General features: G+C 38.2%; 12 protein-coding genes. 2 read left to right on the forward strand and 10 right to left on the reverse strand.

The window, feature by feature from the left end:
• Positions 1-39: 39 nt before the first annotated feature.
• The 6 genes from nhaC to ACIQZD_RS08580 form a co-directional block, all read right to left on the reverse strand.
• A complete protein-coding gene (gene nhaC, locus ACIQZD_RS08555) occupies positions 40-1419 on the reverse strand; it encodes a Na+/H+ antiporter NhaC (protein WP_402900747.1) in 1380 nt (459 codons plus the stop codon).
• Between the two features lie 742 nt (positions 1420-2161).
• Positions 2162-3109: an AEC family transporter gene (locus ACIQZD_RS08560; RefSeq protein ID WP_402900750.1), complete on the reverse strand. Its 948-nt coding sequence runs from the start codon at positions 3107-3109 to the stop codon at positions 2162-2164.
• 121 nt (positions 3110-3230) lie between these two features.
• The gene (locus ACIQZD_RS08565) at positions 3231-4925 is read right to left on the reverse strand and encodes an NAD-dependent malic enzyme (RefSeq protein ID WP_402900753.1); all 1695 of its coding nucleotides are present in this window, start codon (positions 4923-4925) and stop codon (positions 3231-3233) included.
• Positions 4926-5221: 296 nt separating this feature from the next.
• A complete protein-coding gene (locus ACIQZD_RS08570) occupies positions 5222-5929 on the reverse strand; it encodes a response regulator (protein WP_402900756.1) in 708 nt (235 codons plus the stop codon).
• A gap of 1 nt (position 5930) precedes the next feature.
• The gene (gene dcuS, locus ACIQZD_RS08575; protein WP_402900759.1) at positions 5931-7526 is read right to left on the reverse strand and encodes a DcuS/MalK family sensor histidine kinase; all 1596 of its coding nucleotides are present in this window, start codon (positions 7524-7526) and stop codon (positions 5931-5933) included.
• A gap of 1140 nt (positions 7527-8666) precedes the next feature.
• Positions 8667-10241 carry a peptide chain release factor 3 gene (locus tag ACIQZD_RS08580; protein WP_402900762.1) on the reverse strand — a complete coding sequence of 525 codons (1575 nt, stop codon included), beginning with the start codon at positions 10239-10241 and terminating at the stop codon, positions 8667-8669.
• Positions 10242-11122: 881 nt separating this feature from the next.
• On the opposite strand from ACIQZD_RS08580, the gene ACIQZD_RS08585 reads away from it, so the two are divergent.
• Positions 11123-11326 (forward strand): cold-shock protein, encoded by a 204-nt coding sequence (locus ACIQZD_RS08585; protein ID WP_061462203.1) that lies wholly within the window; start codon positions 11123-11125, stop codon positions 11324-11326.
• A gap of 97 nt (positions 11327-11423) precedes the next feature.
• Here the strand turns inward: ACIQZD_RS08585 and ACIQZD_RS08590 are convergent, their stop codons facing one another.
• The 3 genes from ACIQZD_RS08590 to ACIQZD_RS08600 are packed head-to-tail and all read right to left on the reverse strand — an operon-like array spanning position 11424 to position 14645.
• Entirely contained in the window at positions 11424-13391 is a 1968-nt protein-coding gene (locus ACIQZD_RS08590; RefSeq protein ID WP_402900765.1) for a DUF6449 domain-containing protein, read from the reverse strand.
• A complete protein-coding gene (locus ACIQZD_RS08595) occupies positions 13366-14265 on the reverse strand; it encodes an ABC transporter ATP-binding protein (protein ID WP_402900768.1) in 900 nt (299 codons plus the stop codon). The genes ACIQZD_RS08590 and ACIQZD_RS08595 overlap by 26 nt, the downstream gene beginning before the upstream one ends.
• Positions 14262-14645 (reverse strand): GntR family transcriptional regulator, encoded by a 384-nt coding sequence (locus ACIQZD_RS08600; protein WP_101224476.1) that lies wholly within the window; start codon positions 14643-14645, stop codon positions 14262-14264. Before ACIQZD_RS08600 ends, ACIQZD_RS08595 begins: the two co-directional genes overlap by 4 nt.
• A gap of 191 nt (positions 14646-14836) precedes the next feature.
• Here ACIQZD_RS08600 and ACIQZD_RS08605 point away from each other — a divergent pair, with 191 nt between their 5' ends.
• Positions 14837-15253 carry an organic hydroperoxide resistance protein gene (locus ACIQZD_RS08605; protein ID WP_402900771.1) on the forward strand — a complete coding sequence of 139 codons (417 nt, stop codon included), beginning with the start codon at positions 14837-14839 and terminating at the stop codon, positions 15251-15253.
• Between the two features lie 53 nt (positions 15254-15306).
• On the opposite strand, the gene ACIQZD_RS08610 is transcribed toward ACIQZD_RS08605, so the two are convergent.
• The gene (locus ACIQZD_RS08610) at positions 15307-16623 is read right to left on the reverse strand and encodes an MFS transporter (protein ID WP_402900774.1); all 1317 of its coding nucleotides are present in this window, start codon (positions 16621-16623) and stop codon (positions 15307-15309) included.
• Positions 16624-16831: the final 208 nt, after the last annotated feature.

Below are 16831 nucleotides of genomic sequence, written 5' to 3' on the forward strand. Positions count from 1 at the left end.
ATAAAAAAACAGGCAGTCAAAACTGACCGCCTGTTTTTTTCATTTATAATGGATACCGATTTTCGTAAAGCCAGAAATCAGACTGAGCAAAGGACAAAGCAGGCAGAAGAATGCAAATGGGGCATATTCAAGGGTTGAAACACCCAATACCTGTGTCAGGAATACACCGCAGACACCCCAAGGAACCAGAGGATTCACAACTGTTCCCGCATCTTCAAGTACCCTCGCAAGCGTTTTGGGCTGCAAGCCTAAATCTTCATATTTCTGCTGAAAGGCTTTCCCAGGCAGTATGACTGACAAATACTGTTCACCCACCAGGAAATTCACACTGATTCCTGCAAATACAGTAGCGGAAATCACTTTCGCTACACTCGTCAATGAATCCTGGATCGCTTTTAAAATAGAAGGGATGACTCCCAATTCGAACAATAGTCCGCCCATGGCCAATGCCAACAACACCATCGAAACGGAGAACATCATACTTTCAATGCCGCCCCGCGTTAAGATTGAGTCAAGTTGATCCATTCCACTCTTGAGTACAAATCCGCCGTATAAAATATCTGCCAGTTTTGCAACCGTCAAATTAGGCGTTTGAATGAAAGCGATGATGGCTGCCGAAATGATTCCTGCCGACAATGTCGGAATGGCTGACACCTTTTTCAAAGCCATGATTAGAACGATGACAAACGGAATCAAACTCCATATGCTTATATTCGTTTCCATTTCCAGGGCTTTGGTCATGGCTTCGATTTCCTCAACACGAGCAACTTTGACATTCGGTGAAAGGAAGTAAAAGATGATAAGCGATATTAAAAAACCTGGAATGGTAGTCCAAAGCATATTATTAATATGTTCAAATAATGGTGCTCCAACCGTTCCCGATGCAAGGTTGGTAGAGTCGGATAATGGAGACATTTTATCCCCAAGAAATGCACCCGAAATGATTGCACCGGCTGTAATCGCCAACGATAAATCCATCGCCGCCGCCATACCTATTAAAGCAACGCCGATAGTGGCTGATGTTGTAAGTGAACTCCCGATACAGAGCCCAATTAGCGAACACACCAGAAATGTGATCGCATAAAAATATTCACCAGAAATCCAGTCAAACCCATAGTACATGATGGTAGGGATCGTCCCGCTTGCCATCCAGATGGAAATCAGCATTCCAATGAAAAAGAATATATAAATGGCTCCCATACCAGTACCTGCACCTTTGACTATAGCCGCCTCCATAATTGAAAATGGCAGCTTTTTGATCTTCCCATAAACAAATAAGAAAAGGATTGCCGCTATTATTGGAATATGGGGGGCAAGTCCATAATGTATGATTCCAGTTGCAATGATTAAGAATAGAATGGCCAAAACCCCAATTGCTTCAAGTAAGGAGAGTTTTAGCTTTGCATCTTCAAGACGCATGATGTATTTCCCCGCTTTCATGTTGTATATTCTCTGAGGTAAGGATCGGACCTTCACCCCTCACGATTACTGAAACGCTTTTAAGCACTAAAGTACTAGCTAAATATAAAGGAGTTTCGGGAGAATGTCAAAGGAATAATAATCTATTTTAGTAGAATTCGATTCTTCATTTCTTTTTACCACAAAACAAAAACCCATACTTCACTTCGTATAGGTTCAGCCTAATATACCATAAGATATAAGTCCCTTTCTTTGCTTAGCCCCCAAATAAGGCCCTATCTTAATCCAATACCGATGTCCCTACAATTCTTTCAGTTATGTCGTAGTCCCACCTAAATGAACTGCAAACCGTTCCTGATCATCAGATAATGTGGTTTTTAACTTACCAATTAATAAATATTATTATTGTGTACAAAATACGTTTTGTAAGTAAAAAAATGATTCCTGTACACCACCGAAAATTTAGATTTTTAGATTCCATCAACTGCTGCATTCGAATATGTAATTACACAAATTCTTTTATTATAATCTCATTTTGATTAATAGCGTATTTTTACAATCGATACTATTTGCGACACATTTTCCTAGGCTTACTCCTTTAATCAAACGCCATCCCCTTAAATAAAAATAGCCAACATCTACTCTTTTAAAAAAATGGTTAATGTTATACAATAAGTTTGTTAAGTATTTCACAAACTTCCGTTAAAAAGTATCCATCCAAGAAGGATGGATACTTAGAAGGCTACATTAACAAGGATATATAGATAGGTAATGTAATTAAAGATAAAATGGTACTAATTACAAATGAAGATGCTGTTTCAGTTGATAACGAATCAAATCTAGTTGAAATCATTGCCGCTACAGCAGAGCCCGGAAATGATACTAGCAAAATAGCTTTAATCGTATCTGCATGATCAAGACCAATTAGATGAGCAACCAGAATCATATATAATGGAATAGCCACAACTTTTAAAATGGAAATACCAAAAGCAATTGGTCGTAAGCTAATCTTACGGATACCCACGGTTACACCAACAGCAAATAATGCAACCCCAGATGTCACTGACCCAATTTGATCGAGAGCATTTTTTATGATATCCGGTGCCTGGAACCCTAATAGTGTTAATACAACAGCAAGTAAGGGAATACATGCAAGCGGTTCGCTAAGACCATGCAAAACGATACCCAGAATGTTTGTTTTTTCATCTTTAGATTTACCCAATCTGGATTGTCCGACCGTACCAACTATTGTTGCTAATGGATCCAGAAGGGCATTCACCACAATACCGGTAATCGCAATAGGTATAGCTATCTCTTGCGCCCCAAACAAACTGCCTAATACAGATATCCCCATAAAAGCAAAGGCTGGCTGAGTTGCGTTTAATGAAAACATAGATGCTTTAGTTAAATCGTATTTAAACACCAAACGAGCCACTATCAAAAGGATAATGTAAAAGCCAATAACACCTATGGTCATAGTTAAGAAAAATGACCATTGATTAATTAAGGTTTGTTTTGAGGTTGTTGTGATCCCAATGAATAAGTGTGCAGGTAATGCAAATTTTGTAACTAACGTATTAAGCCCTTTGGATGATTCTGAATTAAAAACTTTAAAATAGCCACCCAAATAACCAATAATAATTGTAAAAAAGATTGGTATTAATGTTAAAAATATATTCCCAATATTCACTCGAGATGCACTTCTCTTTCCAAAAAATTGTCCTATTTAAAAGATTCTACTATGACTGACTTATACGGAGATTCCCCTAAAACGGATCCCCTTTCTTATGAAACAACAAAATAATCTGGATTTATTTCCCACGAATAGTTTTGTACTCCGGCTTCCACATGGATTCTGTAATTGCTTTTTCAATATCTGTTATATCCGCTTTCGCAACTCCTTCTTCAATGGCTGTCTTTGCCACTTCAATGGCTACAGATTTAGAAACCTCTTGCAATTGTTTGATTGAAGGGAGTAAAGAAGCACCAGGCTTACTGCTATCCGATAATCTTGAAACAGCAGATGAGGCTGCTGCAAGCATGCCTTTAGAGATTTTTGTTGCTTCTGCGACAATTGCACCAAGTCCAAGTCCTGGGAAAATATATGCATTATTAGATTGTCCGATTGTATAAATCACACCATTATAGTCAACATCATCAAACGGGCTTCCTGTCGCTATTAAGGCTTTACCTTGAGTCCACTTTATAAGGTCTTCAGGAACAGCTTCCGCTAAGGGAGTCGGATTTGACATCGGCATAATAATAGGATGTTCCACGTGCTTTGCCATTTCTTTTACAACTTCTTCTGAGAAAGCCCCTGCTTGACCAGAGGTGCCGATTAAGATGGTTGGTTTAACCTTTTTTATTACCTCTAATAATGGGATAATCCCGACTTCATTCCGATCCCATTCCTCGACTTCTTCAGCTTTCCGGCAATACGACTTTTGGAATTTCAAAACATCAGGAATGTCATCTATCAACAATCCACGATAATCAACGGCCCAAAATTTACCATATGCCTCTTCTCTGGAAATACCATCAAGGATCATGGCTTCAACCATTTGATCAGCATTACCGATTCCTGCTGCACCTGGACCAAAAACAACAACTCTTTGTTCCTTTAAAGGAATACCAGTTACTTGTAATGCAGACTTTACGGCGGCTAGTGTTACTGCACCTGTACCTTGTATATCATCATTGAAAGTGAGAATCTTTTCGCCATAATTATCGATTATATTTCGTGCATTTATATTTCCAAAGTCTTCCCAGTGAAGTAATGCCCTTGGGAAGAAAGCTTGAGAATGTTCAACAAATAAATCAATGAATTCGGTGTATTCATCACCGCGAACACGCCCAAACCTGTTACCAATATACAGTGGATCACTAATCAGGCTTTCATTGTCAGTCCCAACATCCAGGACAATAGGCAGCACCCTGCTTGGATCAATTCCCGCAGCTGCAGTGTAGACTGCCAATTTGCCAATGGCAATGTTAATTCCACCAACTCCCTGATCTCCGATTCCAAGAATACTTTCAGAATCTGTAACAACTATTAAATCGATATCATCAGGTGAAAGGTCCAGGTTTTTAAATGCATCTTCCATTCCCTCCATATTATCAATGGATAGGTATAGACCTCCTGGACGGTGATATTCTTGGGAGTACTGTTGAATGGCCTCTCCTACAGTAGGTGTGTAAATGATCGGAAGTATTTCGCTTAAATGGTCTTTAAGAAGGCGGTAAAACAGTACCACATTCCTATTAAATAAATCATATAACATTCCATTCTTCCGAATATTGCTAGGTTGAGTGGAGAATTGTTCATAAGCTCTTTTTACTTGCTCATCAAGAGTAAGCACCTGGGATGGCAGTAAGCCTACCAATCCTAATTCATTTCTTTCTTCCTTAGTGAAAGCAACCCCTTTATTAATAAAAGGGTTTGACAGAATACCTTTTCCTCTTAAAGTTGTTTCCAAGCCCTTGTTTGTCTTTTCATAAGCTGTCATAGACGTTCCCTCTTCCTAAAAATGTATATTTAAAAATGATCATTACCAGGCAATAGAGTATATTCTTCCCTGGGGAAGGGTAATTACTAAAAGAAAACTGTAAAAAGGAAAATATATATACAGCACTTAAAAACTTAAATATTTCCTCATTACTGCTTATTTGTTCAATCTTGTGAAAAACTCTATAAATAACTCAATCGCCAGTCTATATCTTAGTAGTCATTTACGGGGGACACTAGCTTATTTAACTAATTTTAGTATTATGTAATTAAAAAAAGTAAGCAGCCATTGGCTACTTACAGATAACGTTGAATAATATGGCTCTTGTCATCATTAAATTTGTGTTGGGAGACTGGTCGGCCTACCGTTCCATAGATTACCTTAACATCAAGGACACCGATATCCTTCATGAATTTTAAATATTTCCTTACTGATACCCTGGATATACCCGCCACATTTACGACTTCCTCTGTTGAAAAGGGAGCATTTTTAAATACCAGTATCACATTCCATATAATCTTTAAGGTATCTTGAGACAATCCTTTCGGTAATTCCTCTGGTAAATGAATTTCTTCTTGATGCAATATTCGATAATCTAATTCTTCTTGATTTAACATATTTTTATCTTGAATAAAATCCGATTTGTTCCGATATGCTGATAAGGCCGCGTTAAAACGTTCAAATTCAAACGGCTTAATTAAATAATCAACAGCACCTAGTCTTAATGCTTTCTGAATCCTCTCAATGTCCGACGCAGCAGAAATGACAATAACATCTATTTCTTTTTCACTTTCTCGAATTTGTGAGAGTAAATCGAGTCCATTTTTCCCAGGCATGAAAATGTCTAATAGAACTAACCCTATCCTTTGATTCTCCAATACAGTCAGAGCTTGATCCACTGAGGAACAGACAGCAGCTAATTCGTAGCCATCGACTTGATTCAAATAGCGCTTATTGAACTCTGCAACCATCGGGTCATCTTCTACGATCATTACCTTAATCATCCTACATCACCCTTGCTTTGTATGGTATATAAACCACAAACGTTGTTTCTTGACCCTCTTTTGAACTAATTTCGAGATCTCCACCTAGCTTATCCAGGCTTGCCTTAACCAAATATAAACCAATCCCCCTGTCCTCTCCTTTTGTTGTAAATCCTTTTAGAAGGATATGATTAAGATTGGCATCAGATATTCCCTGTCCAGTATCATGAACTTCAATAGTTAAAATATCATCTGCATAATCAAACTTTAATTCAATTCGTTTAACGGGCCTTTTTTCCACTGCTTCTATAGCATTGTCAATCAAATTTCCTATTATCGTAATTAGCTCATGAGTAATAGATGCATTTTCTGGTTCTGGCAATTGAAAGTCAGAGGATAATGCCAGCTTAGCACCTGCTTCCCTGGCATAGCTTAGTTTTCCAATTAAAAAACCGGCTAGTACTGGATCTTTAACGGTTTTGGTAATAAAGCCAATCTCGTTTTCTCTGTGGTCAACAAGATCACTAATATATGCTGCAAGCTGATCATAATAATGCATATGCACCATACCAAGTATTACATGAAGCTTGTTCATGAATTCGTGCGACTGGGCCCTTAACGATTCAGCATATAAACGGACCCCAGTCAGCTGCTCCGCCAGCAGATGTATTTCTGTTTTATCACGAAATGTAGCCACGGCACCTACGATTTCATCCTTCACAAATACTGGCACCTTATTCACTAGTAAGACACTATCTTTTAAATCCTGCTCTTTATCTAATTCGACCTTTCCGGTCTCTAGGATTCTATCCAGGTTTGAGCCAGGCATGTAACTAGTTACCTTATTACCCGTTGGATTTTCATTAATACCCGCTTTTTTAAATATCTTTAAAGCTGCTTTATTTACAAGAGTAATGGTTGAACTCTGATCAACCGCTATAATTCCCTCCCGAACTGATTGTAAAATGGCATTTCGCTCTTGTAAAACCTTTGCAATAGCAAAAGGTTCCAGCCCAAATAATATTTTCTTAATATACCTTGCCAAAAGTATTGCGCCGGCAATTCCGGTTAATATTCCAAAAACCGTTCCTACATAAATATTAAAACGGCTTTTTAAAACAGCATCATTAACTTTTTGAAGAGAAATACCGACCACCACGGCCCCAATTTGATTATCCTCTGAATCATAAACAGGGGTGAAAGAACGCAAAGATCTGCCTAAAGTCCCTTTGGAAATAGATATGTGCTCTCTACCTCGTAATACATCTTTCTCATCCCCTCCAACAAATTTTTTTCCTATTTTACTTGGATCGGGGTGAGTTTTCCGGATTCCATTATTATCGATTATTACTACAAATTCTACATCTGTCGATTTTTTTATCCTATTGGTAAATTGCTGAACTTCCTGATTGTTCTCACTTCCACTTAACGCTTCGATTACAAGCGGCGTTTGTGCTGCCATGCGTGCTACGTTTACTGCTTTTTCAGTCTGGCTCTTCTCTATTGTATCCGCAACTGTTTGGCTAATAAGAATATCTGTAATAAATAATGATAGGGCTACTACCCCACACACCAGTATCATAATAGTAAACTGTAGACTCCATTTCCCTTTTTTCACTGCTACACACCTCTTTGTTCTAAAAACTCTATTAACTTTAAGGAAGATACTTTTTATGTTAAGTATGTTCATTTTGCTTACATCACACAATTATTCGGTACTTTATCAAGTTCCAAATCAATTGTGATAAGTTATAACCTAACCATTTGCCAATGGTATCCTTAAAAATACTGATTCATCTGCAATATTTTCCAATAATAAAACCGACTATACCTTCGTAGGCTTGGTTATAAATACATACCCGGTAGTTCAATATAAGTTATTTTTGCTTTACTCCTCCAGGGTTAAAGCCACAAATTTTCTATTAGTATTATGCAGTTCATTAAGAAGTTTCGCGAATATCCCAGCAATTCTTACCATGACTAAAAGTTACTACGATTTTCTTATTTAACCTTTCCAATTAGTTACTATTTAATTTTCAAAAATACAGCTTACTAACATCTTCTATCTCCCTGTTTCCGCTTATCTAAAGTCGACATGTTTAAAACAGGGGGTAATGATTAAAATACCCGCATTTTCAACAGATTTCAAATCAACAATGTAATAAGATCGTACTCAAGGTTTAGAATTAGTCATCAATTCATAGAAAAGATCAACTAATTACTAGAGATATGTTAATGATTATGAAAAAAGATTAGTAATTGTAGTCATCTGTGCGGATGTAGACGGGGCAATAGAAACCTATAAATCGAAAATAGTGCGAATCCTACTTATGTATTTATAACATCAGTCTTTATTGTTTATATTACTGGAATCTGTTTTTTTGGATTACACAAAAAAAGCTTGCAGATTTAGACCCTAAAAGGGACCTTATTCTCCAAGCTGAACAACCTCCATTATTCGAAGTTTTCCAGTTAAACTATTGATTAAAATGATATACACCCCAAATGTCAGGGGTTTCTGAAACAATGTACCAAGCTAATACTCCGCCTAAGTGATTTTGTTTTAACAGTTAAGTCGGAGCCTGATTGATTATGAAGTTCCTCCATAAATTTGCCCTATAGGTAATTTTCCCACATTATAACAGGTAAATATAGCCGCGGACACATGTTTAAGGTACTATCAAAAAACCTTTCGATATTTAAACAATGCTCCAGATGATAATGAAAAAAGCCCGTGTATATTACACGGGCTTCTCCATTATTTCAAATCCATTGGATTATATAATTCCACGTCAGGATTTTTATCTTGGAACCAACGAAGTGCAAACTCATTTTCAAATAAGAATGCATATTTATCAAACCGGTCTTTAACAAGGATGCTTCTTGAGCTATGAAGATTTTCATCAAGCTTTTCATCTTCAGCCCAGCGTGTAATCTTGCTGCCCATGCGCTCCATCACGACTTCAACATTGTACTCGTTCCTCATTCGATGCTCGAATACTTCGAATTGAAGTTGCCCAACCGCACCAAGCAGATATTCTTCCATCCGAACCGTTTTGAAGAGCTGAATTGCCCCTTCTTGTACAAGTTGGTTAATTCCTTTATGGAAGTGTTTCTGTTTCATGACGTTTTTAGCTGTTACCCTCATGAATAGTTCCGGTGTAAACTGAGGCAGCCTTTCAAACTGGAACATGTCTTTGCTTGTTGTGATCGTATCGCCAATCTGGTAGTTACCGGTATCATATAAACCGATGATATCTCCGCTTACCGCTTCATTTACGGTGTTCCTATCATCAGCCATGAATTGGGTAGAAGAAGACAGGTTAATCGGTTTCCCTGTCCTGCTCAAGTTTACGCTCATTCCACGCTCGAATTTACCGGAGCAGATACGAAGGAAAGCAATTCGGTCACGGTGTTTTGGGTTCATATTCGCTTGGATCTTAAAAATGAAGCCAGAAAAATCATTACTGACAGGGTCCATTTCACCAGACGTTGTCATCCGTGCTTGTGGAGCTGGTGCAAATTTCAAATAAGCATCCAAAAATGTCTGAACACCGAATGTCGTTAAAGCACTTCCGAAAAATACAGGACTTAGTTTTCCATTCGCAATGTTTTCTTCAGAGAATTGGTTACCCGCTTCCGTCAACAGCATGATTTCTTCCAAAGTTTGCTCATATAACTGGGAATCCTTAAGTTTATGATCCACTTCGAGTTCACCTTCGTCATTCAACGGAAGGAAACGCTCTTCCCCTTCAGTTTTGAACTGTTCAATCCGATTATTGAACCTGTCGTAAATACCCACGAAGTCTTTTCCCATCCCAATCGGCCAGTTCATTGGATATGTTTCTATACCTAATACCTCTTCGAGTTCGGCAAGCAATTCTAGCGGCGTTTTACCTTGTCGGTCCATTTTATTGATAAAAGTGAAAATCGGGATACCCCTCATCCGGCAAACTTTGAATAATTTAACCGTCTGATCCTCGATACCTTTTGCCGAGTCGATGATCATCACGGCGCTATCAACAGCCATCAGTGTACGATATGTGTCTTCACTGAAATCTTGGTGGCCTGGTGTATCGAGAATATTGACACGGAAATCATCATAATCGAATTGCATGACTGAAGATGTAACGGAAATTCCCCGTTGCTTTTCAATCTCCATCCAGTCACTAGTTGCATACTTCCCTGTTTTTCTAGCTTTAACTGTTCCGGCATCACGGATCGCGCCGCCAAACAGCAATAATTTTTCTGTCAAAGTCGTTTTCCCGGCATCCGGGTGAGAGATGATTGCGAAGGTCCGTCGGGATTGAACCTCGTCTTGTAATGTAGTCATAAAATGTTCCTTTCATTATTGGAGTCAGCAAAAAAAATTTATAGGAGATTTACTGTATTTTTTACATTGGAATGGCAACCTTTCTTTGTATGGAAAAATCCTGATCCTACACAATATATGTAAGAAGAAATATATCATAAGGCATAAGCCTTGGCCACTCTGCATTCATGTCAATCAACCTTTCTATTTTAACACGATATGAAGGAAAGATGTAGAGGTGAATGAAACACCATAAGGATTTGTTCAGATGGCAAAACAAAAGACGCTTAATCAGCGCCCCTTATCTTCATCCATATGGATATCGTTCATTTATTCATTGGTTTAGCTTATTTACCTTGCAGTTTTAATCGCTTTTTGATTCCGCTTGTTCTTCCAACGTTTTTTTACTTCCTTGAATATGATGGGAGCAGCAAAAATTAGGGCCCTTTTTAATAATCTCTTCATTTTTCATCAGTCCTTTCTTTCTTATCATATACCCGATTATTTTCGTGAAAAACTTTAATGCCAAATTGTTTTCCTAATCTCAACTCTAAAGGCTTTTCCTATCGGCACTGTCATTTTCAATCCAGGAAACTCCTGTGCGACAATACCGTTATGCTTCCCCGTATAAAACCTGTCTAATATTTTTTTCCCAAATGGGAATGTATAAATTAATTCCATTTGTTTTATCCTTTATAAAGGTGGGTATATACTAAAAAACTGGAAATTGCCCCAAAGGTTAACGTGTTAATTTTTCCTGTAGGCTTTCACATATTATCAAGCATCTTCGTATGATAATTTTAACTTGAATGAGGGTGCTGGATAATGTGTGAAATTGATTTTTCCATCACGGTAAAATCATCACCATTAATATTTTTAAACTTTTTAGGAGGATTCATCGAATGACAGTAACAGGTAAAGTGAAATGGTTCAATAGTGACAAAGGATTTGGATTTATCGAAGTACCAAACGAAGACGATGTCTTTGTACATTTTTCCGCCATTCAAGGAGAAGGTTTCAAGAGCCTTGATGAAGGTCAAGAGGTTGAATTTGAAATCGAAGAAGGAAACCGCGGACCTCAAGCTAAAAACGTCGTAAAACTCTAAAGCATAGATACACAAACATATCGATAGGCTTGCAAAAGGATGCCGCCCGGATTGGGCGGCATCCTTTTCCTTTATATGTACAAGCGGCATATTCACGTTATCTTTCATTAAAATGATCCAAAATGAAGCCGGGAACATGTTCGCCAGAAAAACTCTTGATGTCCACATCTCTGCTTTCTTTATAATAAAAGGCAGCTGAGTACTCCCCGCCCCAATCGATTTGGGCATTATCAATGGCCGTCTCGATTTCCGAAGCGGTCTTAATTTTCAAGCGGTTTGGCTGTTGTTCAATCTGCTGTGCGATTTCACTTTCAGAATACGAATGATAAACTTTCGAATCGGTCTTCGCAACCAGTATATAAGAGACATCATCAGCCATTAACCTTGCTTTTTCCGATTGTCCGGTACTTTCCATCCATTTTGAAAACTGAGTATATGAAGAGTCCCAATTCATATAAATGGGTTTGTCATTATGCAAGAGAACATCGATGGAGGCATACTCACCAAAAGAAGATGTCATTCGGTCGAACGATTGATTATTCAGATCCTCCGACAATGCCTTTACGGCTGCTTCCAGCTGTTGACCGTCCGTGATTATTATTGATTTGTCCACTTGTCCGCTCGCCGTTATCTTGATTTTAGTTACGTCTTCAGCAGAAACATTCAATAACTCATTAACCATTTTTTTATATTCATTCGACTCATAAATTTTCGCCAATAGCGGCTTGTATGAGTCGTAGTTTTGCAAATGATACTCCCTTGCTAACCGTTTTCCGTTCTTGAGTTCATACATCAGGAATACGGATTGTCCATCATTCAATTCACCTATGGAAACCTTTTTACCCTTATCGATAATTTCCTGATGCAATAACCTGATTGCTTCTATATTTTCCTTCTCTTTTAAATAATTGAAAGCGTTATCCGATGTGTCACCATCTTCATTAAATAAAGGAGAATTGCCAATATAAATTTGGCTAATCATCTTTTCATCAGGAATCTTGGCCTTATACTGAAAGGGATCTATTTTTATAATGAGTGCCAGCACAATGATAGCCACTATAAATGCTGCATAACCTTTAAGGTTGACCCGTATTCGCCAAGTCTTTTGCAGGACCATTTCCCCTAAATAATATCCAAGCAAAGAACCGACGGTATATCCGAAGAAAATCCACCCAGGTTGGCCTGTCGTTTCGCTAAAATACAGCCCTGTAAACAGCATCATGCATAATGTCAGGCCGAATTTAAATAATGGCTTAATCTTCGGATAAACAAATGCCTGCGATACATGCTCCAGCTTTCTCCTCTCATAGAGAAAAAGAGAACTAATCAGAAAAAGTAAGGTTAATATACTATAAATTAAAGTATTAACAGAGAAAAAGTATATTTTTTTCATCTCCATTGCTGCTAATAAGGGGGAGATGCCATTCATATTGGAGCTTAGATAATAATCTGCAGAAAATCCTGCTATCAAAAACTTCACATTGGCTGCAAACAATACAAACAGCCCCACCGGCAAAGCAAGAAAAATATAGGTCAGCAATCCTTGAAAGGCTGATAATCCCGTCACCATTCCAATTAAAACGGCAACAGAAAAGATCAAAGCTTCCATAATAAATGTAGTCGCCATCCAAGACCATATATCAGGCATGGTATATAGCGTTTCTATATCAATTGCCGAGTGGAATAATATCAAAATTAAACCTGTAAGCAATATCGGCAAACCCAAGAAGCCAATTCCCGTCCCAATCATATGAATGTAGATGCTGCGTCTAGTAATCGGTAAACTATGAATAAAGTCAGAGGCTTGTTTCATTTGTAAAAACCGAAAAAGGAAGATGGCAAGTAATACTGGAATAACGATGACCAAGACAAACTGTATCATCTGCTGACAGGAAAAAAGGTTTTCGAATTCCACATATTCATTGTTCTCATTCAAGATAATCGCTAACATTTCCAAAGGCAGCGCAAATATGAGGCCGACGAGATACAGGAAACCAATCCAGCCAGTGCTTCTGAAAATATAGATAATCAATTCTCTATTAAACCAGGTTATTCTGGATGACATAACCGATATCCCCCATTTCATAAATGAATATCTCCTCTAGAGTAAGGGGGAGAATATCTAATATTTCTGGCTGAAACTGATTAAAGTGCGATTTAATCATGGATTCTTTACCTTTAACGATGCACACGATCACGCTGCCGCGTCTTTCCTTGTTTAGAATTTGAATTCCGCGGTATAAACCGTGGGGAATTTTATGTTTAAAGGCGATTTGCACTTTGTGTACATCCGCTTTTAAGTCATTCAAATCTTTTTGGATCACAAGCTCACCTCCATGCAAAATCCCTACATGATCGGCTAAATCTTCAATTTCCCGGAGATTATGTGACGATAGTAAAATCGTCATATCCCTTTCCGATACATCCTGAATCAACAACTGCCTCACATTTTTACGCATGACCGGATCCAACCCATCAAACGGTTCATCCAGGATGAGAACTTCCGGCATCGTCGAAAGTGCGAGCCAAAAAGCAACCTGTCTTTGCATACCCTTCGATAGTTTATGTATTTTATTTTTGACGGGTATCGGAAATACTTCCTGTAATTGATAGAAACGTTCTTGATTCCATTCACTATAAATATGGCTATAAAAACCTGCCATTTGCATGATCGTATAGTTAGCCAGGAAATAAGGCGTATCAGGAAGGAAGAAACAGCGATTTTTCACTTCACGGTTTTCAAACACATATGATCGATCAATTAAAACTTCACCTGCATCCTGTATCAGATTGCCTGAAAGCATTTTTAATAAAGTCGTTTTCCCCGCCCCATTTGAACCTAATAACCCGAATATTGAGCCTTTTTGTATGACCAAGGTTACGTTTTTGATCGCTTCTTTTCCTTCATATAATTTACTCACCTGTTTTATTTCAATCATGAATCTCCCCCCTTTGCCAATGGACTGATTTCCTTTATCAATCTATAAATTTCATGTTTATCGATTCCGATATAAAGAGCTTCAGCTAGTACCCTTGAAAGCTCGTTTCTGATCTTTTCTTCTTTCAATGAATTTTTTAAGGATTTAGGAGGTGCCACGAAATTCCCTTTGCCTGGTAATGTATATATAAACCCGTCAGATTCAAGCTGCTTGTACGCTTTCTGGATCGTATTTGGATTGATGGTCAATTCCTGAGCCAATATTCGTATAGATGGGAGCTGATTATGTTCCTGTAAAACTTCATTGATCATTAGTTCCTTTAACTTATCCATCAATTGCTCATATATCGGCTTTCCATTTTGAACATCCAACTCAAACATCATAAACCCTCCTTGCAAATGGGTGTATTACATCTCCTAATACAGTACATTATAAAACAATATCTTCCAATTTAGAACCAATTTAAAACCATTTTCACACAATACTCTCCATAAACTCGCTTTCATTTTGTTTAACAAGACTTACAGGAGGGAACTAATGATAGTAAGAATAAACAAAGGAGTTGTTTTCATTGAAACCATTATATACAGCTACAGTTACCGTACAAGGCGGTCGTGAGGGACATGTTAAATCAGAGGACGGGATTCTGGACTTCGATGTGAGATCACCGAAGGAATTAGGAGGTTCCGGTGAGCGCGCCACAAACCCTGAACAGTTATTTGCAGCCGGTTATGCGGCTTGCTTTGACAGTGCCTTGAATCTTGTTCTGCAAAAAGAAAAGAAAAAAGTCGATACTTCCGTGACGGCAAATGTCACGATCGGTAAAGATGAGGAAGACGGCGGCTTTAAATTGGCTGTAAGATTGGATGTTTCTATTCCCGACCTAAGCAGGGAAGAAGCCCAAGAATTCGCCAAAAAAGCACACATGACCTGCCCCTATTCAAAAGCAACTCGCGGGAACGTCGATGTCACCTTGATTTTGGTATAAAGTTTATGCAAGGGAATGGATACGGCATTAAGGCCGGCTCCATTCCCTTTTTCTTATTTCACTTCTTCCAATCCCTTCATTTTCAAAAGAAAGCCCAGACCTATTACCGCCATGATGATCAATGACCCTAATGCCATCCGGCTCGCCAATGTACCGAGGTCATGGAATACCAACGTTATCGTTCCATATAATAGCGGACCGATTATTGAAGAGACTTTTCCAGAGAATGCAAATAGTCCAAAAAATTGCCCCCTCTTCTCATCCGGGGTCAATTCAATGATATATGTCCGTGATGTCACCCACATCGAACCTAGCGAAATGCCGAACATACTCCCTGCAACCCAGAACCAAAGAGCCGTTTGTGCAAAGACCGCTATAAATAAAGCGACCAAGAGCAGAACTCCCACATATGTCACAGCTAGCCGCGGTCCCTTCCACTGCGTGATGTACCCAAACAGAAACGATCCGGCTATACTCGATATTGTCGATACCAAGTAAAGCAAAATGAATCCGCTTGAGGAAAATCCAACAACAGTCTTGGCATATATGGCCATCATGCCGATAGTAGTCGCAATTGCATCATTTAAAAAGAAATAAGCAATCATGAATGTAAAAACCAATCGATAGGATCGCATTTCTTTAAATGTTGATTTAATTTCCTTATAACCGGATAAAAAAGGTTGTTTCGCTTTTTGCTGTTTTGGAGACTCTTTTAAAAAAAAGAACAATGGAAGGGAAAAAACCAGAAATAAAATGGCTGTGGGAATAAAGGCTTCATGTGAACTCCCTTTACTTATGAATGGATAGATTGACAGGCCCACTAACGTTCCAAGGTAGCCTACCGCCACGCCAAATCCTGATATAAGCGGCAATTGCTGTTTCGTGCCTAAATCGCTCATCATCGTATCATAGAAAACAAGACTCGAATGATAAAAGAACTTTGCTATTACAAATAAAAGAATGACGATCCCTAAGGAAATGGGAATGCCAAGAAGCTTCCCATCGAACGGCGCCCCTCCAAATACCCCCATTAAAAATGTACATACAACAGAAATGAGTGTGAAAATCATAATGTATTTTTTCATCTTTCCCGTTCGATCGATCATGACACCGAAAAGCGGGGAAAACAAAACAAGAAACAAACTGGCAATTGCATTAGCGTAGGAGATGAAGGTACTCGCAATCTGATCAAGAACGGCATTTTCCCCAATCTGTTCCTGGAGGAAGAATGGAAAGAAAATCGTATTGATATTAGAAGAAAAAATCGTATTGGCAAAATCGTAAAACGCCCAAGAAAGAATGGGAAGGGAAAAATATAAACCAAAATTCCCCTTCCATTTTTTAGACTTCGGTTTCACCTGCAATTCCATCTGCTTTCCCCCCTTATTGATACTTAAATTATATGTATTCCATACCTTTCCAATAAATCCTTTAAGTCGGGATTATAACATTGTGTAAAACATGATTTTTCCCTGGCTAACATGTAAAATTGTGAAATGAGGCTGTCCTGAGAACTTCTATATATTCTTTTTAAAGAATATTTAAGAATTTTAATTAATGTGCCTAAAAGGAGTGTGA

Source organism: Peribacillus sp. NPDC096447, from assembly GCF_044762725.1.
Taxonomy (GTDB): Bacteria; Bacillota; Bacilli; order Bacillales; family DSM-1321; genus Peribacillus.

Bases quoted from the DNA above. Each gene is read 5' to 3' on its own strand.
- nhaC (WP_402900747.1), bottom strand. From the start codon at position 1,419: ATGCGTCTTGAAGATGCAAAGCTAAAACTCTCCTTACTTGAAGCAATT.
- ACIQZD_RS08565 (WP_402900753.1), bottom strand. From the start codon at position 4,925: ATGACAGCTTATGAAAAGACAAACAAGGGCTTGGAAACAACTTTAAGA.
- ACIQZD_RS08570 (WP_402900756.1), bottom strand. From the start codon at position 5,929: ATGATTAAGGTAATGATCGTAGAAGATGACCCGATGGTTGCAGAGTTC.
- ACIQZD_RS08580 (WP_402900762.1), bottom strand. From the start codon at position 10,241: ATGACTACATTACAAGACGAGGTTCAATCCCGACGGACCTTCGCAATC.
- ACIQZD_RS08585 (WP_061462203.1), top strand. From the start codon at position 11,123: ATGACAGTAACAGGTAAAGTGAAATGGTTCAATAGTGACAAAGGATTT.
- ACIQZD_RS08590 (WP_402900765.1), bottom strand. From the start codon at position 13,391: ATGTCATCCAGAATAACCTGGTTTAATAGAGAATTGATTATCTATATT.
- ACIQZD_RS08595 (WP_402900768.1), bottom strand. From the start codon at position 14,265: ATGATTGAAATAAAACAGGTGAGTAAATTATATGAAGGAAAAGAAGCG.
- ACIQZD_RS08600 (WP_101224476.1), bottom strand. From the start codon at position 14,645: ATGTTTGAGTTGGATGTTCAAAATGGAAAGCCGATATATGAGCAATTG.
- ACIQZD_RS08610 (WP_402900774.1), bottom strand. From the start codon at position 16,623: ATGGAATTGCAGGTGAAACCGAAGTCTAAAAAATGGAAGGGGAATTTT.